General features: G+C 70.5%; 21 protein-coding genes. 11 read left to right on the forward strand and 10 right to left on the reverse strand.

Annotation, left to right across the window (positions count from 1 at the left end; translation table 11 throughout):
- The first annotated feature begins 77 nt into the window (after positions 1-77).
- Both OG819_RS24730 and OG819_RS24735 read left to right on the forward strand, forming a co-directional pair.
- Positions 78-812, forward strand: coding sequence for a winged helix-turn-helix domain-containing protein (locus tag OG819_RS24730; RefSeq protein ID WP_266651178.1), 735 nt, complete (start codon positions 78-80; stop codon positions 810-812).
- 20 nt (positions 813-832) lie between these two features.
- Positions 833-1,567, forward strand: a complete 735-nt coding sequence (locus OG819_RS24735; protein ID WP_266415346.1) for an SRPBCC domain-containing protein — start codon at positions 833-835, stop codon at positions 1,565-1,567.
- A gap of 142 nt (positions 1,568-1,709) precedes the next feature.
- Here OG819_RS24735 and OG819_RS24740 read toward each other — a convergent pair whose 3' ends face one another.
- Positions 1,710-3,536 (reverse strand): endonuclease/exonuclease/phosphatase family protein, encoded by a 1,827-nt coding sequence (locus tag OG819_RS24740; RefSeq protein ID WP_266651179.1) that lies wholly within the window; start codon positions 3,534-3,536, stop codon positions 1,710-1,712.
- A gap of 734 nt (positions 3,537-4,270) precedes the next feature.
- Between OG819_RS24740 and OG819_RS24745 the strand changes: the two genes are divergently transcribed.
- The 5 genes from OG819_RS24745 (at position 4,271) to OG819_RS24765 (ending at position 11,473) form a co-directional block, all read left to right on the forward strand.
- Positions 4,271-5,698 carry a hypothetical protein gene (locus tag OG819_RS24745; protein WP_266623800.1) on the forward strand — a complete coding sequence of 476 codons (1,428 nt, stop codon included), beginning with the start codon at positions 4,271-4,273 and terminating at the stop codon, positions 5,696-5,698.
- A gap of 495 nt (positions 5,699-6,193) precedes the next feature.
- Positions 6,194-7,645 (forward strand): alkaline phosphatase PhoX, encoded by a 1,452-nt coding sequence (locus OG819_RS24750; RefSeq protein ID WP_266651180.1) that lies wholly within the window; start codon positions 6,194-6,196, stop codon positions 7,643-7,645.
- 482 nt (positions 7,646-8,127) lie between these two features.
- Entirely contained in the window at positions 8,128-9,708 is a 1,581-nt protein-coding gene (locus tag OG819_RS24755) for a TROVE domain-containing protein (protein WP_266651181.1), read from the forward strand.
- An 84-nt stretch (positions 9,709-9,792) separates the two neighbouring features.
- On the forward strand, positions 9,793-10,443 hold the full coding sequence (locus OG819_RS24760; RefSeq protein WP_266623795.1) for a GntR family transcriptional regulator: 651 nt from the start codon (positions 9,793-9,795) through the stop codon (positions 10,441-10,443).
- Positions 10,444-10,456: 13 nt separating this feature from the next.
- Positions 10,457-11,473, forward strand: a complete 1,017-nt coding sequence (locus OG819_RS24765) for a 1-aminocyclopropane-1-carboxylate deaminase (RefSeq protein WP_266623793.1) — start codon at positions 10,457-10,459, stop codon at positions 11,471-11,473.
- A gap of 30 nt (positions 11,474-11,503) precedes the next feature.
- Here OG819_RS24765 and OG819_RS24770 read toward each other — a convergent pair whose 3' ends face one another.
- Entirely contained in the window at positions 11,504-12,946 is a 1,443-nt protein-coding gene (locus OG819_RS24770; protein WP_266651182.1) for an MFS transporter, read from the reverse strand.
- Between the two features lie 137 nt (positions 12,947-13,083).
- On the opposite strand from OG819_RS24770, the gene OG819_RS24775 reads away from it, so the two are divergent.
- The gene (locus OG819_RS24775) at positions 13,084-13,650 is read left to right on the forward strand and encodes a TetR/AcrR family transcriptional regulator (RefSeq protein WP_266623791.1); all 567 of its coding nucleotides are present in this window, start codon (positions 13,084-13,086) and stop codon (positions 13,648-13,650) included.
- Between the two features lie 199 nt (positions 13,651-13,849).
- Here the strand turns inward: OG819_RS24775 and OG819_RS24780 are convergent, their stop codons facing one another.
- From OG819_RS24780 to OG819_RS24810, 7 genes are all read right to left on the reverse strand, one after another.
- Positions 13,850-15,043, reverse strand: coding sequence for a TerD family protein (locus tag OG819_RS24780; RefSeq protein ID WP_266634228.1), 1,194 nt, complete (start codon positions 15,041-15,043; stop codon positions 13,850-13,852).
- A gap of 101 nt (positions 15,044-15,144) precedes the next feature.
- Positions 15,145-16,134 (reverse strand): zinc-dependent alcohol dehydrogenase family protein, encoded by a 990-nt coding sequence (locus tag OG819_RS24785; protein WP_266623789.1) that lies wholly within the window; start codon positions 16,132-16,134, stop codon positions 15,145-15,147.
- Positions 16,131-16,982, reverse strand: coding sequence for a carbohydrate ABC transporter permease (locus tag OG819_RS24790; protein ID WP_266415363.1), 852 nt, complete (start codon positions 16,980-16,982; stop codon positions 16,131-16,133). The genes OG819_RS24785 and OG819_RS24790 overlap by 4 nt, the downstream gene beginning before the upstream one ends.
- Positions 16,979-17,917, reverse strand: coding sequence for a carbohydrate ABC transporter permease (locus OG819_RS24795; protein ID WP_266415365.1), 939 nt, complete (start codon positions 17,915-17,917; stop codon positions 16,979-16,981). The genes OG819_RS24790 and OG819_RS24795 overlap by 4 nt, the downstream gene beginning before the upstream one ends.
- Positions 17,914-19,281: a sugar ABC transporter substrate-binding protein gene (locus OG819_RS24800; RefSeq protein ID WP_266651183.1), complete on the reverse strand. Its 1,368-nt coding sequence runs from the start codon at positions 19,279-19,281 to the stop codon at positions 17,914-17,916. The genes OG819_RS24795 and OG819_RS24800 overlap by 4 nt, the downstream gene beginning before the upstream one ends.
- An 82-nt stretch (positions 19,282-19,363) precedes the next feature.
- A complete protein-coding gene (locus OG819_RS24805; RefSeq protein WP_266623785.1) occupies positions 19,364-20,125 on the reverse strand; it encodes a DeoR/GlpR family DNA-binding transcription regulator in 762 nt (253 codons plus the stop codon).
- Between the two features lie 292 nt (positions 20,126-20,417).
- The gene (locus tag OG819_RS24810) at positions 20,418-21,242 is read right to left on the reverse strand and encodes an NAD(P)-dependent oxidoreductase (protein ID WP_266623783.1); all 825 of its coding nucleotides are present in this window, start codon (positions 21,240-21,242) and stop codon (positions 20,418-20,420) included.
- A gap of 252 nt (positions 21,243-21,494) precedes the next feature.
- On the opposite strand from OG819_RS24810, the gene OG819_RS24815 reads away from it, so the two are divergent.
- The gene (locus OG819_RS24815) at positions 21,495-22,454 is read left to right on the forward strand and encodes a 5-dehydro-4-deoxyglucarate dehydratase (RefSeq protein WP_266415374.1); all 960 of its coding nucleotides are present in this window, start codon (positions 21,495-21,497) and stop codon (positions 22,452-22,454) included.
- Positions 22,451-23,623 carry a hypothetical protein gene (locus OG819_RS24820; protein ID WP_266651184.1) on the forward strand — a complete coding sequence of 391 codons (1,173 nt, stop codon included), beginning with the start codon at positions 22,451-22,453 and terminating at the stop codon, positions 23,621-23,623. The genes OG819_RS24815 and OG819_RS24820 overlap by 4 nt, the downstream gene beginning before the upstream one ends.
- 18 nt (positions 23,624-23,641) lie before the next feature.
- Here the strand turns inward: OG819_RS24820 and OG819_RS24825 are convergent, their stop codons facing one another.
- Positions 23,642-24,814, reverse strand: a complete 1,173-nt coding sequence (locus OG819_RS24825; protein ID WP_323139360.1) for an MFS transporter — start codon at positions 24,812-24,814, stop codon at positions 23,642-23,644.
- 161 nt (positions 24,815-24,975) lie between these two features.
- Between OG819_RS24825 and OG819_RS24830 the strand changes: the two genes are divergently transcribed.
- Positions 24,976-25,179: a maleylpyruvate isomerase N-terminal domain-containing protein gene (locus tag OG819_RS24830; RefSeq protein ID WP_266623777.1), complete on the forward strand. Its 204-nt coding sequence runs from the start codon at positions 24,976-24,978 to the stop codon at positions 25,177-25,179.
- Positions 25,180-25,271: the final 92 nt, after the last annotated feature.

Genomic DNA, 25,271 nt, shown 5'->3' on the forward strand with positions numbered 1-25,271 from the left:
TCAAGGGGCGTCCATGCTCCCTTGCCGACAACTCGATCCGTCTGGACAAAAAAAGTGTTCGGTGAGACGGTGGGGTCATGTTGGATGTGACCGTGATCGAGGACGCCGAGGCGGCCGCCGTCTCGCTGGACCCCATACGGGCCCGGCTGCTGGCCGAGCTGGCCGCCGGCCCCGCGTCGGCCGCCATGCTGGCCGGAAAGGTCGGGCTGCCGCGGCAGAAGGTGAACTACCACCTGAAGGCGCTGGAGCGGCACGGCCTGGTCGAGCTCGCGGGCGAGCGCCGCAAGGGGAATGTCACCGAGCGGCTGATGCGCGCGACGGCGGCGTCGTACGTCATCTCGCCGCTCGCCCTCGCCGCCGTGCAGCCCGACCCGGACCGCTTCCGGGACCAGCTCTCGGCGCGGTGGCTGCTCGCCGTCGGTGCCCGGCTGGTTCGGGACGTGGGGGCGCTGATCACCGGCGCTGCGAAGGCCCGCAAGCGGCTCGCCACCTACGCGCTCGACGGTGAGGTGACCTTCGCCTCCGCCGCCGACCGCGCCGCGTTCATCGAGGAGCTGACGCAAGGGGTCGGCGCGCTCATCCGCAAGTACCACGACGGGAACGCGGAGGGCGGGCGCGACCACCGGATCGTCGTCGCCGTCCACCCGACGCTCAAGCCGGAAGCCACCGTCAAACCGGAAGGCACCGTCAAACCGGAAGGCACCGTCGAGCCGGAAGCCACCGTCGAGCCGGCGGCGATCGCAGCGCCGGAGACCGCCGCAACGCCGGAGACCGTCCTCGCGGCGGCCCCGACCCCGCCTGCCCAGGACTGAACCCCAGGAGAACCACCACCATGTCCAAGGAATTCGAGATCGCCCGCGAGTTCGAGGTCGACGCCACCCCGGAGCAGATGTGGGAGGCGATCACCACCGGAACCGGCGGCTGGCTGTGGCCGATGGAGTTCGAGCCGCGCCAGGGCGGGAGTGGGCCCTTCGGCTCCACGCTGACCAACTGGGACCCGCCGCATCGCCTCACCAGCCTGGTCGAGGACGTCGAGGGCATCTCCCAGCAGACCCTCAACCAGATCGACGAGACCATCGAGCCGCGTGACGACGGCCGCCGGTCGTGGGTGCGGTACGTGCACAGCGGCATCTTCGTCGACGACTGGGACAACCAGTACGACGGCGCGAGCAAGCACACGGACTTCTATCTGCACACCCTGCGCGAGTACGTGACGCACTTCGCGGGCCGCCCGGTCGCCTTCGCCACCTTCGACGGGCCCGGCGCGTCCACGGCGTCCGACGCCTTCGCCGCTGTCGGGCGTGCGCTCGGCCTCGGGGACGACACGGCCGAGGGGGCGCGGGTCCAGGCCCGGGGGCCCGAGGGGCGGCTCCTCGACGCCGTGGTCGACTACCGCAACCCGTACTTCGTCGGACTGCGCACCGACAACGCCCTCATCCGCTTCTTCGGGCGCAACCACTGGGGCGCCCCGGTCGGTATGAGCGTCCACGACTTCGCGTCCGACGCCGACGCCAAGCACAACGAGACCGCCTGGCGGGGCTGGCTGAACGAGGTGTTCGCGGCCTGAGGCCGAGCAACTGACGCCGGGCAACCGGCCCGGACAGCCGACACCGAGCAACTGAGCAAGGGAAGGGCACGGCCCCCGGACGACGGGGCCGCGGCCCTTCCCCCTTTTCAGGGCCGCGGCCTCAACCGCGGCCCCTGCAGGCCTACGGCCGGAACCGCAGCACCTGCGGGTCGTGGTCGCTGATCTGGTCGGAGAACTCCGAGTTGATGTGCACGCTGTCGTAGTCGAAGTCGCAGCCCTGGCGAATCGACGGGCTGACCAGGATCTGGTCGAGGACCTGCTGGTTGCCCTGGTAGTCGTACGTGTAACGCTCGCTCTTCGGCAGCGACTTGATCGCCGACCAGAGCTCGCCGTCACCCTCGAGGATCTTGGTGGTGTCCGAGAACTCGAAGTCGTTCATGTCACCGAGGGCGAGCACGTCGGCGTTCTTCTGCGTCTTGAGGATCTCGTTGACGAAGGAGTTCACCGCCGTCGCCTGCAGATGACGCTGGGTCTCCGAGCTGCGGGCCGGGGGCTGGTACTGCGCGGTCAGTCCCTGGTCACCGCCCTTGGAGTTGAGGTGGTTGGCGATCACGAAGACCGTCTTGCCACGGAAGACGAACTCGCCGGCCAGCGGCTTGCGGCTGGACGTCCAGGCCGTGTTGGCCGGGTCTATCCGGCCGGGGGAGGCCGTCAGCTGGGCCTTGCCGTGGACCTTGGTGACACCGACGGCGGTCGTCGAGTCGCCGCCCGCCCGGTCCGTGAAGGAGACCCGCTCCGGGTTGAAGAGGAAGACCTGGCGGATGTTGCCGCCGGGCTCGCCACCGTCCTTGTCGTTGACCGGGTCGATGGAACGCCAGTCGTACTTCGGGCCGCCCGCCGCGACGATCGCGTCGATCAGCTTGTTCACCGTCTGGTCGGCGGCGACCGTGCCGTCGTCCGTCGCGCCGTTGTTGTCCTGGATCTCCTCCAGGGACACGATGTCGGGCGACTGCAGGTTGTTCACGATCGCGGCCGCGTGGGCGGCGAACGTGCCGTCGCCCGGGTCCAGGTTCTCGACGTTGTACGTCGCCACGGCAAGCTCGCCGCGCGACTGCTTCTTCGTCGTCTCGCGCTGCAGGCCGTCCTTCTCCAGGGTGCCCAACTGGCTCGCGACGAGCGTGTAGCCGCCGAACTGGTTGTAGTCGAGCGGGCCCGCGGTGGTGCCGGCGAGCTGGTCGCCGACGTTCGCGACGGGGAAGTCGGCGGTCGAGCCGAGGGACTGGATCTGCAGGCGGCCGGTGTTCTGCGAGGTGTACGCGCCGTAGATCGTGCCGCCGCGGCGGGTGGTGTTCTCGTGCGGCTTCACCGTGACCCACAGCTCGCTGTACGGGTCGGTGGCGGTGACCACGCGGGCGTCGGCGACCTGGACGTTCATGCCCTCGAGGGACTCGTAGTAGTCCAGGGCGTACTTCTTCGGCTGCAGCGTGAGGGCGTTGATCGAGCCGCTCGCGGCCGTGTCACCGGCGGGGGTGTAGGCGGCCGGGACGGAACGGCTGTTGACGACCGTGGCCGCGGGGACCGCGTTGCCGGACGACAGCACCGTGATCGTCGGCTTGGTGATCTCCGTCAGCGACTGGTTGCCGGTCGAGGCGCCGCCCGGCACGTACTCCGAGACGGTGCCGGTGACGGTGACCGAGTCACCGACGGCGACCTTCGGGGTGGAGCTGGTGAAGACGAAGACGCCCTCACTGGTGGCGGGGTTGTCGTCCGGGTTCGGGTCCTGGATCCAGAAACCCCGGGACGAGCCGTAGGTCCGCAGGGCCGTGACGATGCCCGCCACGTCCGTGACCTTCTGGCCCGCGTAGGGGGACGTCCGGGTGGTGCCCTGGATGTCGTGGATGTGGACGGTGTCCGCGTGGGCGGGTGCGGTCAGCACCACGGCGGAGACGGTGGAACAGACCGCGGCTACGGTCAGCGCGCCGATGCGCGCGGTTCTCTTGCTCGGCAAGGGAATCCCTCCGGGGACATACATGAGCGCCGGGACGAGGGTGGAGCGTGTGGGGGTAGCGCGACCTGTGTGCGGGCCGGTGACGCGCGTAGAAGCTGGTGGGACGGGTGGCCCTTTGAGTTTCTACGCGCGTCAATCTCGTGTGTGGGAAGGGGAGTTGTCAAGGACGGAGTGATGTACAACTCCTGACAGGGACATGAACCGGGCGGCATGGGTGGAAATCCGTCTAGGCTGAGCCGTCCACACGGGTTTCCGGTGCGGCGTCCGGACCCTCGGGTCCGGGCCGGTCCGCGGGGCGCGCCGGATGTCCCGCGGGACGATGTCCTCACGGACTCGGTGAGTGTCCCGCCGGGTCGGGTGGACGCGCCGCCGGGCTCGGTGGACGTACTGCCGGGGCAGGTGGATGCGCTGCCGGACCCCGGGGGGCGTTCCGCCGGGTCGGGGCGATGCTCCGCCGGACCCGGGTGGGCGTTCCGCCGGAGCCAGGGGTGTCGTGCCCGGACTCGGGTGGGTGCCCTGCCGGAGCCGGGGGTGTGCCGCCGGAGCCCGGTGGGTGCCTTGCCGGACCCCGGTGGGCGTCACGCTTGTTCCGCTCGTCATGCTTGTTCTGCTTGTTCTGCATTTCCCGCTTGTCATGCTTGGTCGGTCCCGCTGGTCGGGTCGCCCGGTTCCGCTGGTTCGGGCCGTTCGATCCCGCTCTCCGGGTCCTGATTGTTCGGAGGAGAACCCAGCCGATGTCAGAGAGCTCCCCCTTGCCGCCGGTGCGGCTGACTTCCGAAGCGGAGCTGGCGCGGGACGCGCTCGCCACGCCGCTGCTCTCCCGCGCCGCAGGGCTGGCCCGCTGGGCCGGCCCGGACACGCGGGTCGGCGCCGGGGGCGAACTCGTCGAGGAACAGCTTCCCGGGGCGGCCGACGTACTCGGCCTCACCGGCGACGACGCGGCGGCCCTCGCCGGCGAGGCCTGGCGGGTGGCCGTGGACACCGGGCTCCTCGAGATCGTGGATGAGGAGGAGGGCACGGTCGCCGCGGGCGCGGACCTCGCGCTGCTCACCTCCGGAGCGCCGCAGGACGTCCTCGGGGTGTGGCTTGCCGCCCTGGAGACCGTACTGGCCGACGCGAGCGTGCCCGACCTCGACGGCCTCGTCGACGCGGTGGACGGCGACGGGGAGGCCGACCTCTCCTCGCTGGACTGGGACCCCGAGGCCGAGGCCGATTTCCTGGACGGCGTGCTCGGCAATCTGTACCTGCTGACCGTGAGCGAGGGCGGGGCGGGCCAAGGCCCCGTACCGCTGCCGGCCCTCGCCGCGTCGATGATCGTGCCCGACGACATGGGGGAGCCCACCAACGACGTACTGGAGCAGGTGTCGGACGCGATGATGCGGCTCGATGACCAGTTCCGGCTGCTCGAACCCGTAGGCCTCGTCGACTTCCAGCCGGTCGACGAGACGCTGATGGCGGACACCGACGAGGAGCCCTCGACCGCCGCCGACGACACCGACGTGACGCGGTACGGGATGGTGAGGCTGACACCCCTCGGCCTGTACGGGTTGCGGGCGCGGCTGCTGGAGTCCGGCCTCACCGTCCCCGCGGTGGGCGACCTGGCGGACAAGGGCGCGGACGCGCTGCTGGACGGCACCGCCACCTTCCCGCCGACCGCCGCCCAGGCCGAGACCGAGCAGTGGCTCGCCCGGCGTGAACCCCTCGCCGCGGCCCGGGAGCTGCTTGCCGCGGCGCGCGGGGGCGATGCCGGGGCGCCGCTGCGCCGGCTGCACTGCCAGCAGGCGCTCTCGCTCGTCGGGCTGGAGGCCGAGCCCGCGCTGCGCGAGGTCCTCGACGACGCCGAACTCGGCGGACTCGCCCGGGTCTGGCTCTCCGAACACGGCGCCGCCGACGTGCCCCCGCCGTCCGAGGCGATGATCTTCTGGCTCACCATCGACACGATCGCCGCGCAGCTCGCCGCCGAGGGCAACTCCGCCGAGCTGCAGGGCCTGGTCGAGGGCCTGGCCCAGCAGCACGGCGGCTTCTTCGCCGCGGCCTGGCGCGTCGACCACCCGGCCACCCCGGACGTCCTGGAGGCGATGGGCCGCCTCCACCCCGACAAGAAGGTCGCCAAGGAGGCCCGCAAGGCCGCGTTCAAGGCGCGCTCGCAGCAAGGGGGTTGAGCGGGCCGGGGCCGGTCGCGGGGGGCTTCCCTTGCCCCGGCTCCGAGGGGGGCGCTCGTTCCTCGGCCCCGGGAGGGCTTCGCGCATTCCTCGGCCCCGGTGGGATCACCCGTACTCCAGCCCCGGGAGGGGCGCTTCCCCGGCCCCGTTGGGGCTTCGCCCGTTCCTCGGCCTCGGGGGCGCCCGATCCCCAGCCCCGAGCGGGCGCTCGTCCCAGCCCCGGGAGGGGCGCCCGTTCCCGGTCCTGGGGGGGCTTCCCTCGGCTTCCGGCCTCGGGAGGGGCGCTCGTTCCCGGTCCCGGAGGGCTTCCCCCGTTCCCCCGTTCCCCTGTCCGGAGGACTTTTGGTCCCTGTGGCCGAGTCCTTACGGATTCATGGAAGCGAGTGCGGTCAAGTCGCCCCGTGTTCAACCGCCGTTCAGGCGTGGGCGGGACGGTATGGCCGCAATGCCCCGGCCACCCTCCACGGTCATCCTCCACCGTCACGGGAGACACCCATGTCGCTCACCCGCAGGGACTTCGCGAGCCGATCCGCGCTGACCGGCGCCGGTATCGCCCTGGCCGGCAGTGTCGGCGCCCTCGCCACCGCCCCGAACGCCCTCGCGTCCACCGACACCGAGAGCGTGGGGGAGGACGGCGAGTCGGCGGACCGGCACGGCGGAGTCGGCTACGGATCGCTGGTCCCGGACCCGAAGGGCCTGCTCGCGCTGCCCGCCGGATTCTCCTACCGCGTCATCACCTACAGCGGCCGCACCAAGCTGGACTCGGGTGAGTTCACGCCGTCCAACCACGACGGCACCTCCACCTTCGACGGGCCGCGCGGCGCCACCCTCCTCGTCAACAACCACGAGCTCAAGGGCCCCCGCGCCAGTTGGAAGTACCCCGTGCCGCTCACCGAGGGCCTGGTCTACGACCCGGCCGCGTCCGGCGGCTGCACGGTCGTCGAGGTGCGCCACGACAAGGTCGCCGAGTGGGTCGGTGTCGCCGGCACCTCCACCAACTGCGCGGGCGGCAACACCCCTTGGGGCACCTGGCTCACCTGCGAGGAGACCGAGGACAAGGCCGGCCAGAACGGCATGACCAAGGACCACGGCTACGTCTTCGAGGTCGACCCCCTCGACCGCCGCCGCAACCGGAACCCCAAGCCGATCAAGGCACTCGGCCGATACGCCCACGAGGCCGTCGTCGTCGACCCCAAGCGCGACCGCCTCTACCTCACCGAGGACGCCTCGGGCCCCAACGGTCTCCTCTATCGCTGGACGCCCCCGCAGGGCTTCGAGCACGGCCACGGACAACTCGCCACCCTCGCCGACGACGCCGGCGCCCTCCAGGCCTTCAAGTGCTTCGACTCCGGCGGCCGGTTCATCGACGACCTCTCCCGCGCCACGAAGATCGGCACGGTGTACGGCGTGGACTGGGTCGACGTCCCCGACCGTGACGCCAAGACCACCTCCGTGCGCAAGCAGTTCACCGACGGCCAGGTCACCCGCGCCCGCAAGCTCGAAGGCATGTGGTGGGGCGACGGCGGCACGTACATCGTCTCCTCGTACGCCCGCGAGGAGAGCCCCGTCCAGCACGACGGCCAGGTCTGGTTCTACGACCCCAAGCGCCGCACCCTGACCCTGAAGGTCCTCATCGGCGTCAATCCCGCCCCGGCCGTCGACGGTGCCTTCGACGGCCCCGACAACATCACCGTCTCCCCCTACGGCGGCCTCGTCATCGCCGAGGACGGCGAGGGCGTCCAGCACCTCTTCGGCGCCACCGACAGCGGCCGTACGTACCCGATCGCCCGCAACGAACTCAACATCGGCACCGAAGCCGAGCCGGCCTACAGCGAGTTCACCGGCGTCACCTTCTCGCCCGACGGCAGGACCCTCTTCGCCAACATCCAGGAGCCGGGCATCATGCTCGCCATCACCGGCCCCTGGAAGCGCCAGAAGCGCGGGTAGTTAATTCAATGGCTCGAACCGCGGCCGCCCTCCTAAAGTGGTGCACGTCCAGGTGCGAAGGCAGGACCTACTTCCACTGATAATGGGGCGGCCGCGGGTTCGAGTCCCGCCACCGGTACAACGCGCCGGTGTAGCTCAGGGGTTAGAGCACCTACGTCGGTTCCGCCGGCCTTGAACTCTGGACATCACAACTTCATGCACCTCCCGGTGCGCGGGCTGCGGCTACTTCTCTTTCAAAGAATCCACGCCGCGCCGACTTGATCTCGGGAGGCGCAGCTCATGGTGGGTGCCCGGTGCGCAGGCAGCGGATACTTCGGGACACGGTATGTTGCGGGTTCGAATCCCGTCATCGACTCCGGGTCGATGTGGCGGAACTGGTAGACGCGCCGGGTGAATAGGAACCGTCGCCGACTCCTGATCTCGGGCGCCCTCCATTTGCTGTGCCTCCCTCCGAAATACTCATGAATTCGGGGGAATTCACCATGGCACGCTTCAACACCCGTGCGGCGAAGGCACAGCCGACCTCTCGCGTGACGTCCACCGGCCGCGTGCTGCGCACGCACCAGGGCGGCCGAGGCCAGGAGCGCGACGCGCGCTCCGAGCTCTTCCTGCTGGCGGTAGCGCACTTCCTCGCGGACACGTTCTACGAGACCCGTGCCGACCGCGACGACCGGTTCGCCGCCCTCGTGCGCGAGCTCGCCGTCGCCGACCCCACGTGGACGGCCGCCCTGCTGGGCTGGCTGCGCGGCGAGGGCAACCTGCGGACGGCCTCGCTCGTGGGCGCCGCCGAGTACGTGAAGGCACGCCTCGACGCGGGCGCCACCGACGGCCCGGCCAACCGCCAGGTCATCGCCTCCGTGCTGCGCCGCCCCGACGAGCCCGGCGAGCTGCTCGCCTACTGGACCTCCCGATACGGCCGCAACGTGCCCAAGCCCGTCAAGCGGGGCATCGCCGACGCCGTACGCCGTCTCTATGGTGAGAAGTCGCTGCTGAAGTACGACACCGCGGCCAAGGGCTACCGTTTCGGCGACATCCTCAACCTGGTGCACGCGGCGCCCGACCCGGCGAAACCGTGGCAGGGCGACCTGTTCCAATACGCCCTCGACCGGCGCCACCACCCGGACACCGCGGTGGTGCCCAAGTCGCTGCCCGTCGTGGTGGCCCACCGTGACCTGATGGCGCTGCGGCCCGCCAAGCGGCGCAAGGTCGTCACCGGTGCGCACGGCGCACGGCGCCTCGCGGATGCGGGGATGACCTGGGAGGCGCTGGCCGGCTGGCTGCAGGGTCCGATGGACAAGGCGGCCTGGGAGGCCGTCATTCCGTCCATGGGCGCGATGGCGCTCGTGCGGAACCTGCGGAACTTCGACGAGGCGGGGGTCAGCGACGAGGTGGCGGCTCAGGTCGCCGCCAGGATCAGCGACCCGGCGGAGGTGGCGCGCTCGCGGCAGTTTCCCTTCCGCTACCTCGCCGCGTACCAGCACGCGCCCTCGCTGCGCTGGTCGTACCCGCTGGAGCAGGCGCTCGGCCACTCGCTGGCCAACGTGCCGGCGCTGCCCGGACGCACCCTCGTGCTCGTCGACCGGTCCGGGTCGATGTTCTACTCGCGGCTGTCGGAGCGCTCGGAGCTCAACCGGGCCGACGCGGCGGCGATCTTCGGAACGGCGCTCGCGCTGCGGGCGGCGGACGCGGATCTCGTCGAGTTCGGCACCAGCAGCAAGCGCGTGAAGTTCAAGAGGGGCGAGTCGGTGCTGAAGGTGCTGGAGCGCTTCGGCGACCTCGGCGGCACCAACACGAGCGAGGCGGTGCGCGCGCACTACAAGAAGCACGACCGGGTGCTCATCGTCACCGACGAGCAGGCCACCTACAGCCACTACGGCGACCCGACCGAGCAGGTCCCGGCGCACGTGCCGGTCTACACCTGGAACCTGGCCGGCTACCGGGCGGGCCACGGCCCCTCCGGGAGGGCCAACAGGCACACCTTCGGCGGCCTCTCGGACGCGGCCTTCCGGATGGTGCCCTTGCTGGAGTCGGCGCGGGACGCCGACTGGCCGTGGACCGGATAGCCGATCGTGCATGTGTGCGGCCCGTACCTCGGTGCGGGCCGCACTCTTGTGCGGAACGGGAACTGATATTTAACATTTCAGTTCATGGAGGCGATACGACCCGTGCGCCGGACCCTGCTGAGGGAACGCGCGTACGAAGCGATACGGGACGCCATCGTGGCCGGTGAGCTCGCACCGGGCGCGGTGGTGCGCGACGCCGAGCTCGCCGAGCTGCTCGGGCTGTCGCGGGCGCCGGTGCGCGAGGCCTTCTCCCGGCTGGTCGACGAGGGGCTGCTGGAGTCCAAGCCGCAGAGCTACACGCGGGTGACCCCCCTGGTGACCGCCGACGTACGGGACGCGGCGGCCGTGGTCGGCGCCATGCACGAGCTGGCCGCGCGCACGGCGGTCCCCCGGCTGGAAGCGCCGCACATCGAGGTGATGCGCGAGGCCAACGTGCGCTTCGCGGACGCTGTGCGCGCCGGTGACGTGGACGCCGCCCTGATGGCCGACGACGAGTTGCACGACGTACTGATACGGGTGAGCGGCAATCGTGCCGCCGCCGCCACCGTCGCCCGCTACACCCCACTGATCCGCCGTCTGGAACGGCGCCGCTTCGGTGAGGGCGGCAACTGCCGTTCGGCGGGCCTGCACGACGAGCTGATCGACGCCTGTGCCGAAGGGGACGTGGCCGCCGCCGTCCGCGTCACCGCGGAGATCTGGGGCGCGCTCGAAGACCTGGCCGATGTCGAACCCTGATGCGGGAGGACCCATGTCCCTTTCCTCGTACGAGCGTTACCCCCTGCTCTTCGGGCCCTCGCCCGTGCATCCGCTGGAGCGCCTGACCGAGCACCTCGGCGGTGCCTCCCTGTGGGCCAAGCGGGAGGACTGCAACTCCGGAATCGCGTACGGCGGGAACAAGACCCGCAAGCTGGAGTACCTCGTCGCCGACGCGCTCGCCCAGGGCTGCGACACCCTCGTCTCGATCGGTGGAGTGCAGTCCAACCACACCCGCCAGGTCGCGGCCGTCGCCGCCCTTGCCGGGCTCAAGTGCGTGCTGGTGCAGGAGAGTTGGGTGGAGTGGCCCGACTCCGTGTACGACAAGGTCGGCAACATCCTCATCAGCCGCCTCGCCGGGGCCGACGTACGGCTGGTGCGGGCCGGGTTCGGGATCGGCTTCAAGGAGAGCTGGGAGCAGGCGCTGCGGGAGGTCGAGGAGGGCGGCGGCAAGCCGTACGCCATTCCGGCCGGGGCGTCGGACCATCCGCTGGGCGGTCTCGGGTTCGCCGGGTGGGCTTATGAAGTGGCCGAGCAGGAGCGGGAGTTGGGGGTTTTTTTCGACACCGTCGTGGTGTGCTCCGTGACCGGGTCGACCCAGGCGGGCATGGTCGCCGGGTTCGCGGCCCTGGAGGAGGCGGGCGGGCGGCCGCGGCGCGTCCTGGGGATCGACGCGTCGGCGGCGCCCGCCCGCACCCGTGAGCAGATCGCGCGGATCGCGCACGGCACCGGGCGGCTCATCGGCGTACAGAAGGAGTTGACGGAGGCGGACGTCGAGCTGGACGAGCGGTACCACGCGGGCACGTACGGGATTCCGGACGAGGCCACGCTGGAGGCGATGCGGCTCGCGGCGCGCACCGAGGGGATGGTCACCGACCCCGTGTACGAGGGCAAGTCGATGGCCGGGATGGTGGATCTGGTGGCGCGGGGGGAGATCGGGCGGGAGTCCACCGTGCTCTACGCCCACCTGGGCGGGCAGCCCGCGTTGAACGCGTACAGCGCGTTGTTCTAAGCGGTGGGCTTCTTCAGGTGGTGGGTTTCTTCAGGCCGTGGGCTTCGGCCTGGTGCCTGTGATCACGAACGCCGACACCAGCAGGGCGGTCAGCGCGACCAGTGAGCCGATGCCGAACGCGCGGGCCGCCCCCTCGGTGAGGATGTCGGACGGTGAGCCGTGCGCGTGCCGGGTCGCCGTGCCGAAGACCGTGACCAGGATGGAGAGACCGAGGGTGCCGCCGAGCCACTGCAGGGTCTGCAGCAGGCCGGAGGCGGCGCCCGCCTCCCGTGGCTCGACACCCGCGAGAATCGTCGCGTTGAGCGGCATGAAACTCAGGCCGACTCCCACACCCATCAGCACCAGCGGGCCGAACAGGCCGGTGAGGTAGCCGTCGTCGGGCCGCAGCCGCCACAGCCACGCGGTCGCGACGACGAGCAGGGCCATCCCGGTGAGCAGTACCGGCTTGGCGCCGAGCCGGGCGAGCAGCCGGGGCACGAAGCGTACGACCGTGAACATCGCCAGGGTCATGGGCAGGAAGGCGAATCCCGCGCGGAGCGGGCTGTAGCCCAGGACCTGCTGGCAGATCAGGGTGAGGAAGTAGAACGCGCCGAACATGCCCGCGGGCAGCAGCAGTACGCCCGCGTAGCCGCCCGCGCGGTTGCGGTTCGCGAGCAGGCGCAGCGGCATGATCGGCTGGTCCGCGCGGGACTCGATCAGGGTGAAGCCCACCAGCAGGGCCGCCGCCGAGCTGAAGCCCAGCAGCGCCTGGGTGTCGGTCCAGCCCGCCTCCGAGACCCGGATGAACGCGTACACCAGCGATGTCATCCCGGCCGTGCCGGCGAGCGCCCCCGCCGCGTCGAACCGGCCCGCGTGGCGCGGGGTCTCGGTGACGAAGCGGGGCAGGGCGACGGCGACCGCGACGCCGATCGGTACGTTGATCAGCAGGGCCCAGCGCCAGGACGCCCAGGAGGTGAGCATGCCGCCGAGGACCAGGCCGATGGAGGCGCCGATGCCCGCCATCGACGCGTAGACGCCCAGGGCGTGGTGGCGGCGCGGGCCGTCGGGGAAGTTCGTGGTGATCAGGGCGAGGGTGCTGGGGGCGGTGAGGGCGGCGCCGACGCCCTGGAGGGCGCGGGCGGTAAGCAGCCAGGCGCTTTCGGTGGCGAGACCGCCGAGCAGGGAGGATCCGGCGAAGAGCAGGACGCCGATGGTCAGGGTGCGGCGGCGGCCGGCGATGTCGCCGACCCGGCCGCCGAGGAGGAGCAGGCCGCCGAAGGTGAGCGTGTAGGCGTTGAGGACCCAGGAGAGGCCGGTCCTGCTGAAGTCCAGGTCCTTCTGGATGTCGGGTAACGCGACGTTGACGACGGTGGAGTCCACGCCGACCATCAGGTAGGCGGTGACGATGACGAACAGGACGGCGCCGAGCCTGGCGCGTTGGGGTGGTGGGGAGAGAGCGTCGGCGGTGGTGGACGGTGCGGACGAGGTGGACACGGTGTTCTCCCGGTCTGGCGTCCCCGGATGAAGGTGCACACGGGCAGCACGGACTGCCCGCGAGATAAGCGGGGACTGTCTCCGTTTAACCCTCGCTAAGATACGGAGGGGGTCCCCGGTTCGCAAGGAGTATCTGAATGACGCAGGTCAAGCCCATGCGCGCGGACGCTCGGCGCAACTATGAGCGGTTGCTGAAGGTGGCGGCCGAGGCGTTCGCCGAACATGGGGAAGGCGCGTCGCTCGATGACATCGCCAAGCGGGCGGGCGTCGGGTCGGGCACGCTGTACCGGCACTTCCCGACGCGGCAGGCGCTGTTGGAGGCTGCCTACGTCGACCGGATCGAGGCGCTCGGGGCGCGGGCCGACGAGATCGCGAAGGAACTGCCCCCGGGCGAGGCGCTGGCGCAGTGGCTCTACGAGCTGTGTGTCGGCACGATCCAGGTGCGCGGCATGAAGGCCCTGCTGGGCTCGGCCGTCACGGACGGCAGCAATGCCGCGGTCACGGCCTGCGCCACGTCCATGAAGGGGGCGGCGGCGCGGCTGGTCGAGGCGGCGCAGCGGGAGGGAACCCTGCGTCAGGACATCGAGCCGATCGAGATCCTGCGGCTGGCCCACGGGATTTCCACGGCCTCGGAGCTGGCGAACGGGCAGGGCGAGCAGATCCGCCGGTATCTGTCCCTGCTGACGGAGGGGCTGCGGGCGTAGCGACGGAGGGTTCTCCGGCGGTGCGTTGTCCGGTGGTGCGCCTACCTCCGGTGGGTGGGTCGGGGCCGTAGCGGTGCGTCGAGCCCGTGGCCGCTGGATCAGACGTGGGCCAGGCAAGGGAGCCGCTGCTCGATCCGAACGTAAGCGACGGGCTTGCGACGCACCGCCACGGCCCCTTCGGAGGGTGGGCGGCCGCGGGTCAGAGGGCCTGGGCCGCGGGCTTCACCATGCCGCGGACCGTACGCGACTTCACGAAGTCGCCCATGGCCGTCATCTCCCACTCGCCGGAGAATTGCTTGATCATCTTGGCCATCATCACGCCGGTCTGGGCCTCGGCGCCGGTGAGGTCGAAGCGGACCAGCTCCTCGCCGGTGGCGGCGTCCAGCAGGCGGCAGTAGGCCTTGGCGACCTCGGTGAACTTCTGGCCGGAGAAGGAGTTGACCGTGAAGACCAGGCCGGTCGCCTCCGGGGGGATGCGGCCGAGGTCGACCACGATCACCTCGTCGTCACCGCCGCCCTCGCCCGTGAGGTTGTCGCCGGAGTGCTTGATCGCGCCGTTCAGGATGGACAGCTTGCCGAAGTAGCAGCTGTCGATGTGGTTGCGCTGCGGGCCGTAGGCGATGACCGAGGCGTCCAGGTCGATGTCCTTGCCGCGGAACGCGGGCTCCCAGCCGAGGCCCATCTTGACCTGGGAGAGCAGCGGGCGGCCGCCCTTGACCAGGGAGACCGTCTGGTTCTTCTGGAGGCTGACGCGGCCCTTGTCGAGGTTGATCTTTCCGGCGCCGATCGGCGGTGCGGCGGGCGGGGTGGGAGGGGCCGGAGGGGTCACGGGGGTTTGCATGGGGGGTGCGGGCGGGGTCGCGGGTGCGGTTACGGGCTGGGCCGCCGGGGCGGGTGCGGGTTCCTCCACCGAGACGCCGAAGTCCGTGGCGATGCCCGCCAGGCCGTTCGCGTATCCCTGGCCCACCGCGCGGGCCTTCCACGCGCCGTTGCGGAGGTAGACCTCCACGACCACCAGTGCCGTCTCGGTGCCCAGTTGCGGGGGCGTGAACGTGCCCAGGACGCTGTTGTCGTCCGCGTTGCGGATCGTGGCTGTCGGTTCGATGCCCTGGAAGGTCTGGCCCGCGGCATCCGGGCTCGCGGTGACCACGATCTTCTCGATGCCCGGGGGGATGGCGCCGGTGTCGACGGTGATCGCGTCGGGTGCCGCACCGCCGCCCGAGCGGTATGTCACGCCGGGGCCGGTTGGTTGGTTGTAGAAGATGAAGTCGTCGTCGGAGCGCACCTTGCCGTCGGCGGTGAGCAGCAGGCCCGATACGTCGAGCCGCACCGGGGCGGCGACGTCCACCGTCACGCGCGCGGCGGAGAGAGGGATGTTCGAGCCGGGGGTCATAGCTGTCATGTCGGGTGAACGAGCGAGACTATTTTGCCGTTCCCTTACCAAGCGGCCAATTGGTGGAACCCCGAAACCCCGGCCCGAATCCCTCTGATTTTCTACGGAACCACCACGATCTTCCTGCCGATGCCCGCCGCGAACTGCTCCAACGCCTGCGGATACCGCTCCAGCGCGATCCGGTCGCTGATGAAGATCTCCGGGTCGAGCACGCCGTTCGCGAACAGTTCCGCCGCCCGCTCGAAGCTGTGCAGCACCGCCATCGAACCGGTGATGGTGATCTCCTGGTTGTAGATGCGGTACGGGTCGATCGTCACGCGGGTCGCGTAGTCGGCGACCCCGAACTGGAGGAACGTGCCCGCCTTCGCCACCCGGTCCAGGCCGTCCTGGATCGCCGCCGCGTTGCCGGTGGCGTCGACGACGAGGTCCCAGCCCTGCGGCCGGTCCAGCTCGTCCGCGTTCGCCGCCGACCCGGAGACGCCGAGCGTGCGGGCCGTCTCCAGGCGGGCCGGGTTCAGGTCCACGATGTCCACGCTCGCCGCGCCGGTGCGCTTGGCCAGCTCCAGCATCATCAGGCCCATCGTCCCGGAGCCGTAGATCAGGACATGGGCGCCGAGACGGGACCGCAGGACGTCGTAGCCGCGCACCGCGCAGGACAGCGGCTCCACGAGTGCGGCGTCCTGGGTGCGTACGTGCTCGGGCAGCTTGACGCAGTTCGCCACCGGGGCCACCGCGTACTGCGCGGCCCCGCCCGCCGTGGTGACGCCGATCGCGGCCCAGCGTTCGCAGAGGTTGTTGTGGCCCGAACGGCACTGTCGGCACTCGTAGCAGTACAGGGACGGGTCCACCGCCACCTGGTCGCCGACCGCGAGCTCGGTGACCTGGGAGCCGACCCCGACCACCTCCCCGGCGAACTCGTGGCCCGGCACGATCGGCAGCTTGGGCGCGAACTCGCCCTGGAGGATGTGCAGGTCCGTGCCGCACAGGCCGCAGGCGGCGACCTCGACGACGACCTCACGGGGGCCTGGCGTCGGGTCCGGGACCTCGGTGACGACGGCGCGGCCCACGGACTCGATGACGGCGGCCTTCATTTGACGGCTCCCAAGGACAGGCCCTGGACCAGTTTGTCCTGGGCGGCGAACCCCGCGGCGAGCACCGGCAGGGAGACGACGAGCGACGCGGCGCACACCTTGGCCAGGAACAGGCCCTGGCTGGTGATGAAGCCGGTCAGGAAGACGGGGGCCGTCTCGGCGACCACACCGGTCAGTACGCGGGCGAACAGCAGTTCGTTCCAGCTGAAGATGAAGCAGATCAGGGCCGTGGCCGCGATGCCGGGAAGGGCTATGGGGGCGACGACGCGGGCCAGGATGGTGGGCAGTCTCGCGCCGTCGATCTGGGCCGCCTCGATCACCGCCACCGGTACCTCGGCGAGGAACGACTGCATCATCCACACCGCGATCGGCAGGTTCATGGAGGTGTAGAGGATGACCAGGAGCCAGATGTTGTCCAGCATTCCGGTGTTCTTCGCGAAGAGGTAGATCGGGAGAAGTCCGGCCACGACCGGCAGCATCTTCGTCGACAGGAAGAAGAACAGGACGTCCGTCCACTTGCGCACGGGGCGGATGGACAGTGCGTACGCCGCGGGGAGGGCCAGCAGGAGGACGCAGAGGGTGGAGACCACCGAGGCCACGGTCGAGTTGATCAGCGCGGGCCAGGGGCTCGCGCCGCCGCCCGTGCCGAAGAAGTCGCGGTAGCCGTCGAGGGTGAGGGCGGCGCCGAAGGACGGTGGGTTGGTCGCCGCGTCCGACTCGGAGTGGAACGACGTCAGGGCCATCCACGCGATGGGCAGGAAGAACAGCACACCGAGCAGCCAGGCCAGCAGGCCCAGGCCCGTTCCCCGGGCACGCCGGGGTCGTACGCGGATCGTGGTGGCGCTCATGCGCGGGACACCTCCTCGCGGAACAGGGACGAGACCACGCGCAGCGCGAAGGTCGCGATGATGATCGAACCGATGACGACCAGGACGCCCGCGGCGGAGGCGAGGCCGTTCTCGTGGGCCTGGTAGAAGCTCTGGTAGACGGTGTAGGGGAGGTTGGCCGTTCCCAGGCCGCCGGACGTGAGGGTGAAGACCGCGTCGAAGTTCTGGACGATGTAGATCGAGCCCAGCAGGGCGCCCAGTTCGAGGTAGCGGCGCAGGTGGGGGAGGGTGAGGTGGCGGAAGACCTGCCAGTCGCTCGCGCCGTCCACCCGTGCGGCCTCGATCTGCTGGTGGTCGCGGCTCTGCAGGCCGGCCAGAAGGATCAGCATCATGAAGGGCGTCCACTGCCAGACCAGGGAGGCCTCGACCGCCAGCAGCGGGGTGCCCGAGATCCAGTCGGGCTGGGGGCCGCCCACGTAGTGCAGCAGTCCGTTGAGCAGGCCGTACTCCGGGTTGTAGAGCACGTGCTTCCAGAGCAGGGCCGCGGCCACCGGGACCACCAGGAAGGGGGCGATGAGGAGGGTCCTGACGATGCCCCGGCCGCGGAATTTGCGGTCCAGGAGCAGGGCCAGGCCCAGGCCGATGACCAGGCTGGCGATGACCACGGCCGCCGTCAGGAGGATCGTCGTCCACACCGAGTGGCGCAGGTCGGGGTCGGTGAGGACGTCCGAGTAGTTGGAGAGGCCGGTGAAGTGGCGGGCCTTGGGGTAGAGCGCGTTCCAGTCGAAGAAGGAGATCACCAGCGTGGCCACGAAGGGGAGCTGGGTCACGGCGATCATGAAGATCAGGGCGGGGAGCAGCGGGGCGCGGGTGGCCCAGGCGCGCAGCCGGTTGGACGGCTTTTTCAGGGTGCGTACGGGAGTGGCGGCCACGGGGGCCGTTGTCGTGGCGGTCATCGTCCCTCGTACTCCTTGGAGATCTTCTCGGCGAGTTTCTGGGACTTCTTCAGGGCCGAGTCGACGGACTGGCGTCCGGCGATGGCCGCGCTGATCTCCTGCGAGACCTTGGTGCCGAGGTCGGTGAACTCGGGGATGCCGACGAACTGGATGCCGGGCGCGGGGCGCGGCTGCACTCCCGGGTCACGCGGCCGGGCGCCCTCGATGGCCGCGCGGGTCATCTCCTGGAAGGCGGCGGCCTCCTTGGTGTACGCGGCGTTCGTGTACGTGGAGGCGCGCTTGCCGGCCGGCACGTTGGACCAGCCGATCGTGTTCCCGACCAGTTGCTCGTACTGCTTGCTGGAGGCCCAGGAGATGAACTTCCAGGCCTTGTCGGAGTTGTGGGAGGCCTTCTGCAGGCCCCAGGCCCAGGTGTAGAGCCAGCCGGAGGACTTGGTCTTCTCGACGGGCGCGGGTACGTAGCCGATCTTGCCCTTGACCGGGGAGTCGGACGCCTCCAGGGAGCCCGCCGCGGAGGTGGCGTCGTACCACATGGCCGTCTTGCCCTGGGTCATGTTGTTGAGGCACTCGGCGAAGCCCGACTGGGCCGCGCCGGACTCGCCGTGCTCGCGTACGAGGTTCACGTAGAACTTCGTCGCCTTCTCGAACTCGGGGGAGTCGAGGCGGGCCTTCCAGTTCTTGTCGAACCAGGTGCCGCCGAAGGTGTTCACGACGGTGGTGAGGGGTGCCATGAGCTCGCCCCAGCCGGGCAGGCCGCGCAGACAGATGCCCTTCATGCCGGACTGGACGCCGTCGGCCTCGGCGGCCAGCTGTCCCACCTGATCCCAGGTGGGGTGGTCGGGCATCGTCAGGCCCTTCTCGGCGAAGACGTCCTTGCGGTACATCAGGAAGGACGACTCGCCGTAGAACGGCTGCCCGTAGAGCTTGCCGTCGTCGGCCGTCAGGGACTGCCGCATGGGGGCGAGGATGTCCTGCTCGTCGTAGCCGCTGTCCTGACGTACGTAGGAGTCCATCTCGTGCAGCCAGCCGTTGCGGGCGTAGATCGGAATCTCGTAGTTGGAGAGCGTGGCGACGTCGTACTGGCCGGCCTGGTTGGCGAAGTCCTGGCTGATCTTGTCGCGGACGTCGTTCTCCGGCAGCACGGTGAAGTTCACCTTGATGCCGGTCTCCTTGGTGAAGTGCGCCTTGGTGAGTTTCTGCAGCTCCACCATCTGCGGGTTGTTGACCATCAGGACGTTGATGGAGTCGCCGCCTGACCCTGACCCGCCCGCTCCGACCCAACAGCCGGAGAGCAGCGGGGCGAGCAGCGTCCCTGCGGCGGCCGCGGCGAGTGCGCGCGACCTCCGTCGGCTCTGGGTTCGCATGGATCGCTCCTGGACGTATAGGGAGATAAAGGGCGCCTTCGGGTATAAGCGTGCCCTTGTAGTGAGTGAGTGAGTTGGGTTTTCAGACTCGGATGACCTGGGGGCCTTGCAAGGAGTACCGGTGCGCCTCCGATGCCGGAAGCAGCGTGCTCGTGACGATCGTTTCCAGGGCGGTGATCTCCGCGAAGCGGCAGAAGCTGACCGCCCCGAACTTGGTGTGCACGCCCGCGAAGACCGTGCGCCGGGAGGCCCTGATCGCCTGGGCCTTGACCTCGCTGACTGCCGGGTCGGGGGTGGTGAGGCCGTGTTCTCGGGAGATGCCGTTGGCGCCGATGTACGCCAGGTCGATGACGAAGCCGGCGAGCATCTTCGTCGTCCAGTGGTCCACGGTCGCGAGTGTGCCGGGGCGGACCCGGCCACCGAGCAGCAGGACGCTGGTGTGGTCGGCCTCGGCGAGCGCGCCCGCCGTGGCCAGGGAGGCGGTGACCACGGTCAGTGGCCGGTCCTTGGGGAGTGCCTCGGCGATGAGCTGCGGGGTGAAGCCCTCGTCGATGAAGACGGTCTCGGCGTCCCCGAGCAGTTCGGCCGCGGCGCTCGCGATCCGGCGCTTCTCGGGCACATGGCTGGTGGCGCGAAAGGCGAGCGTCGTCTCGAACCCGGCGCTCTCCACGGGGTAGGCGCCGCCGTGGGTGCGGCGGACCAGGCCGTGGTCCTCCAGGGCGCGCAGGTCGCGTCGTACGGTCTCCTTGGCGACGCCCAGCTCGGCGGCGAGCGCGGTGACGTCGACCGCGCCGGTACGGCGGGCGGCCCTGACGATCTCCCGCTGACGTTCTTCCGCGGTCATGGCCGACACCTGCTCCCTGCGTTCCGTGCGTACTGCCCGTTCGGGCCCGGTGTGGGCCTTGGGGGAAGTTCTACAGCGGGTGCGCGGCACTGACCAGGCCTGTTGCGTGACCGATGGTGCCCGGCTGTGACCGTTTGGCGCGGCGGGTGACCGCGTCGGACCTGGGGCGGAGCGGTGGACGGGGTGGGATCGGGCAGGGTTCGTGCCCGAACACGGCGGCGGGCGGGCCCGTTCGGTGCCCGCCCGCTCTTTTGCGCTCTTGCCCCGCGGTCGTCTTTTGGCCGTTCGGTCGTCAGTACGGCCAGATCGGCGGGTGCGTCGTGAAGGGGCCGCCGAGGCAGGCGTGGTCCGGGTTGGCCGGGTCGAGCTCGCCCTGCTCGGCGATGAGCTTCTCGGCGTACGGCTCGGAGTCGTCACGCGGCTCGTAGCCCAGCGCCCGGGCCGTCGAGAGGTCCCACCACAGCCGGGTGTTGGCGGAGGAGCCGTAGACGACCGTGTGCCGCACGTCCTCGGCCGTCAGTGCCGCGTGGAAGAGACGGGCGCCGTCCTCGGGGCTCATCCAGACGGAGAGCATGCGCACGCTGGTGGGCTCCGCGAAGCAGGAACCGATACGGACCGAGACCGTCTCCAGGCCGTGCTTGTCCCAGTAGAACTGCGCCAGGTCCTCGCCGAAGGACTTGGAGAGGCCGTAGAAGGTGTCGGGGCGGCGCGGGGTGTCGATCGGGATCAGGGCGCTGTCGTCGAAGGGGGCCTCACCCCGGGGGCGCGGGGTGAAGCCGACGGCGTGGTTGGAGGAGGCGAAGACGATGCGTCGTACGCCTTCCTCGCGCGCCGCCTCGTACAGGTTGTACGTACCCTCGATGTTCGCCTTGAGGATCTTGTCGAAGGAGGCTTCCAGGGAGATGCCCGCGAGGTGGATGATCGCGTCGACGCCCCGTACGGCCTCGCGCAGGGCGGCCTTGTCCGCGAGGTCCGCGGTGAGCGCGTCCGGCTCGCCCTCGACGGGCAGCAGGTCGAGGAGGCGCAGCTCATAGCCGTAGTCCGGCAGCAGTCCTCGCATCAGGGTGCCGAGTCCGCCGGCGGCGCCGGTGAGCAGAACGGTGCGGGGAGCGGGCATGCGGGTGTCTCCTCATGGCCACGCAGGCGGCCGTATGTGTGCACAGCATTCACATCCGTGGACACGCTAAAGAGCGCCGACCCTCTCCGTCAAGTGTCACGCGAAGGCGGGGAATTCGCTGCTGTATTGGGGTTTGTGCGCTTGACCGGCCCCGAGGTCGCGCTTTAGCGTGGTCGCGTTCAGAAATATAGACATGGATCAGAAACGTGTACCCGCTGTTGTGTGCGTGAGCACCTGCCCCAGGGAGAGTCCGTGACGCCAGCCCCCCTTGTTGCTCGGCTCAGCGTCCCCAGCGGACCGCTGTTCTTCCCCGTCACGGCGTACGGCCCCGACGGCGCCCTCGACCTCGACACCTACCGTGCCCATGTGCGACGCGGCGTCGAGAACGGTGCCGCGGCCGTCTTCGCGTGCTGCGGCACCGGGGAGTTCCACGCGCTCGCGCCCGAGGAGTTCCAGGAGTGTGTGCGGGCGGCCGTGGAGGCGACCGCCGGGCGCGTTCCGGTCGTCGCGGGCGCCGGGTACGGGACCGCGCTCGCCGTACGGTTCGCTCGCCTCGCCGAGGAGGCCGGGGCCGACGGACTGCTCGCGATGCCGCCGTACCTGGTGCTGGCGAGCCAGGAGGGACTCCTGCGGCACTACCGGGAACTCGCCGCCGCCACCTCGCTGGACATCGTGGTCTACCAGCGCGACAACGCCGTGTTCACGCCCGAGACCGTGGTCGAACTGGCCCGCACCGAGGGGATCATCGGCTTCAAGGACGGGGTGGGCGATCTCGACCTGATGCAGCGGATCGTGAGCGCGGTGCGCAGCGAGGTTCCCGGTGACTTCCTCTACTTCAACGGGCTGCCGACCGCCGAACTGACCTGCCTCGCGTACCGGGGCATCGGGATCACGCTGTACTCGTCGGCGGTCTTCTGCTTCGTGCCGGAGATCGCGCTGGCGTTCCACGCGGCGCTGCGCGCCGGTGACGACGAGGTGGTCAACCGCTTGCTGGACGGCTTCTACCGTCCCTTCGTCGACCTGCGGGCCCAGGGCCGCGGATACGCGGTCTCCCTGGTCAAGGCGGGGGTACGGCTGCGGGGGCTGGACGTGGGCGAGGTGCGGCCGCCGCTGCACGAGCCGACCGAGGACCATGTGAAGCAGCTCGCGCAGCTGATCGAGCGGGGCTACGCGCTGCTGGAGCCGGCCGGCGCCGCGGGGGAGGGCCGGTGAAGGCGTCCGCTTTCGTCTATCCGTGGGACGTCGTCGGGGATCCGGGGGCGGCCGAGTGGATCGCCGGGCTCGGCGTACGACAGGTGACGCTCGCCTCCGCGTACCATTCCACACGCGCGCTGACCCCTCGCCACCCTCGACACCGGATCGTCACGGCCTCGCACGCCGCCGTCCTGTACCCGGTCGACGACGCACGGTGGGAGGGGCGTGCGCTGCGGCCGTACGCCGCCGGGGAGTGGGCGCCCGGGGACGTGTACGGGGAGGCCGCCGGCGCGCTCGCGGAGGCCGGTCTTGACGTCCACACGTGGGTGGTCCTCGCACACAACTCCCGGATGGGCGCCGAACATCCGTCCACCTCCGTCGTCAACGCCTACGGGGACCGGTACGCGTGGGCGCCGTGCATCGCGCAGGCCGACACGCGGGCGTATCTCGTCGACCTCGCGGTGGAGGCGGCGGTGCGGCCCGGGGCGCTGGGTACGGAGCTGGAGTCGCTCGGCTGGTACGGGCTCGCTCATCTGCACGCGCACGACAAGATCGGCGGGGTGGGGCTCGGGGACGCCGGGCAGTACCTGATGTCGCTCTGCTTCTGCGCGGCCTGCCGGGACGGGTACGCCGGGCACGGGCTCGACGCGGATGACCTGGCGGCGGCAGTCCGGGAGGCGCTGGAGCCGGTGTGGCGAGGGGACGTGCCGTCGGACGGCGGCCGGCCGGCGATCGAGAAGCTGCTCGGGGAGGAGACGGCGGCCGCCACGCGCGCGTGGCGTGACGGCGTGGCCCGTTCGCTCCAGGAGACGGTGGTCGCGGCGGTGCGGGCGGCCGCGCCGGCCGACTTCCAGGTGTTGCTGCACGCCGATCCCGTTTCCTACCACTGCGGGGCGAACGCCGGGGTCGATCCCGGGCACATCCTGTCCGTGGCGGACGGAGTGGTCGTGCCGTGCACGGGCGGGGTGGGGTTGCTGGCACCGTTCGCGGAACAGGGCCGGGACGGGGCTGTACTGGCCGCGAACTTCACGGTCGTGGCGGGGATGGGGGGTGGTCCGGGCACGTTGGCGCAGGATGCGGCTCGGGCGGCTTCGGCGGGCGCGACCGAACTGCGGCTGTACCACGCGGGGTTGGCTTCGGACGGGGATCTGGACGCTGTGCGGGCGGTGTTGACGGGGGCGACCTGAGCCCAGATCCCCGCGGCACTAGGTGCGGGTGAGTGGGAGCAGGGTCAGGAGGCGGGTCAGCCCGAGGGTCAGGAGCAGGGGCCGGTAGTCGACCAGCTCGATCAGGCCCGCGCCGACGGCCAGCCCGAGCGCGTTCGGGGCGTACATCAGGGTGTTCGCGGTGGCGGAGGCGCGGCCGAGGAGCGGGGCCGGAGTCTCGCGCTGGACGGCGGTGTACGCGGCGATCAGGACGCAGGGAAGACCGAGGCCGATCACCGTGCTGCAGACCAGGGCCACCGCGTCGGACGGTACCGCGCGGAGCGCGACCGCGACCGCCATGAGGGCGATGCCGTACGCGGCGAAGCGGCGCTCGCCCAGCAGGCGGAGCAGGGGCCCCGAGACCAGGCCGATCAGCACCGAGCCGAAGCCTTGAGCGACGTAGAGCAGGCCGACGTACGCGGGGGAGTGGCCCAGCCCCTCGGCGACGGCGTAGATCGTGGCGCCGTTGATGCCGGCGAAGAGCATGGTCGTGGCGGCAGCCAGGATCAGTGCCCGCAGTTCCGGGTGCTGCCGGATGTGGCGGAGGCCCGCGGCGGTGCGGGCCCTTCGGTCCGACCGGTCCGGGACGGGCGGGGTCTCGCGGACGCGCAGCAGGGCGTACAGCCCGGCCGCGAGGGCGAACGTGACGGCGTCCAGGACGGCCACCCGCGCGCCGCCGTACGCCGCGTACAGGCCCGCCCCCGTCAGCGGAGCCAGGAGCTTCATGCCCTCGCCCGCCGTCATGCGCAGGCCGTTGAAGTCCCCGAGGAGGTGCCTGTCGACAGCCGTGGCCACGAGCGCCGACTCCGCCGCCTCATGGACGACGCCTGCCGCCCCGTAGATCAGGAGCACGGTGAAGAGGATCCACAGGCGGTCCCGGGCGTTCACGGCGAAGAGCGTCGGCAGGAGCGCCGCCAGGGCCAGGTTCGTGGCGATCAGGAGCGGCCGGCGGCGGGTGCGGTCCGCGAGGACGCCCAGGGCGGGGCCGACGAGCGTCGGGGCCCAGAGGGCGAACACGCACAGGGCCGCCAGACCGTTCGAGCCGGTCAGGTCCTTGACCCAGACGCCCGACACCAGCCACATCGCCGACGAGCCGAAGCCGGAGACCACTGCTGCGGCCAGGTACAACCCCGCGTTGCGGTCACCCAGGACCCGCGTCACCGTCCATGTCATGGCAGGTGATCGTGGTGCTAAGGGGGGCGGTCGAGGATCGGGCATGTGCCGTATCTCCTCGCCCGGGAGCGATGAGTTCCGGGCGCGGTCTCGGTCCACCCCAGGAGCGAAGCCACAGAAGAGCTGAAGAGCCGAAGAGCCGAAGAGCTGGGGAGCAGCGGATGACGGACGACCGGACTTTCGACACCTTCGACCTCGGGCCGCAGGCCCTGATCGTGGCCCGCCTCGCGGCGGGGACGGCGCGCGAGCAGCTCGACCGCCACACGCCCTGCCCCGGGTTCGCGGTGCACAACATGCTCGGGCATCTGGGCGGGCTGGCGCCTCGGAGGCACATCGACTCGAACTTCTTTTGTCGGAAGCGTTGACGAAACACGGCCGCGCTCCTACCTTCAACGCGTCGTACTTCATACGTCATATATGAGACGCGATACACGAGATCAGATACAGATCCGAGAGG

It is taken from the genome of Streptomyces sp. NBC_01549 (genome assembly GCF_026339955.1).
GTDB lineage: Bacteria > Actinomycetota > Actinomycetes > Streptomycetales > Streptomycetaceae > Streptomyces.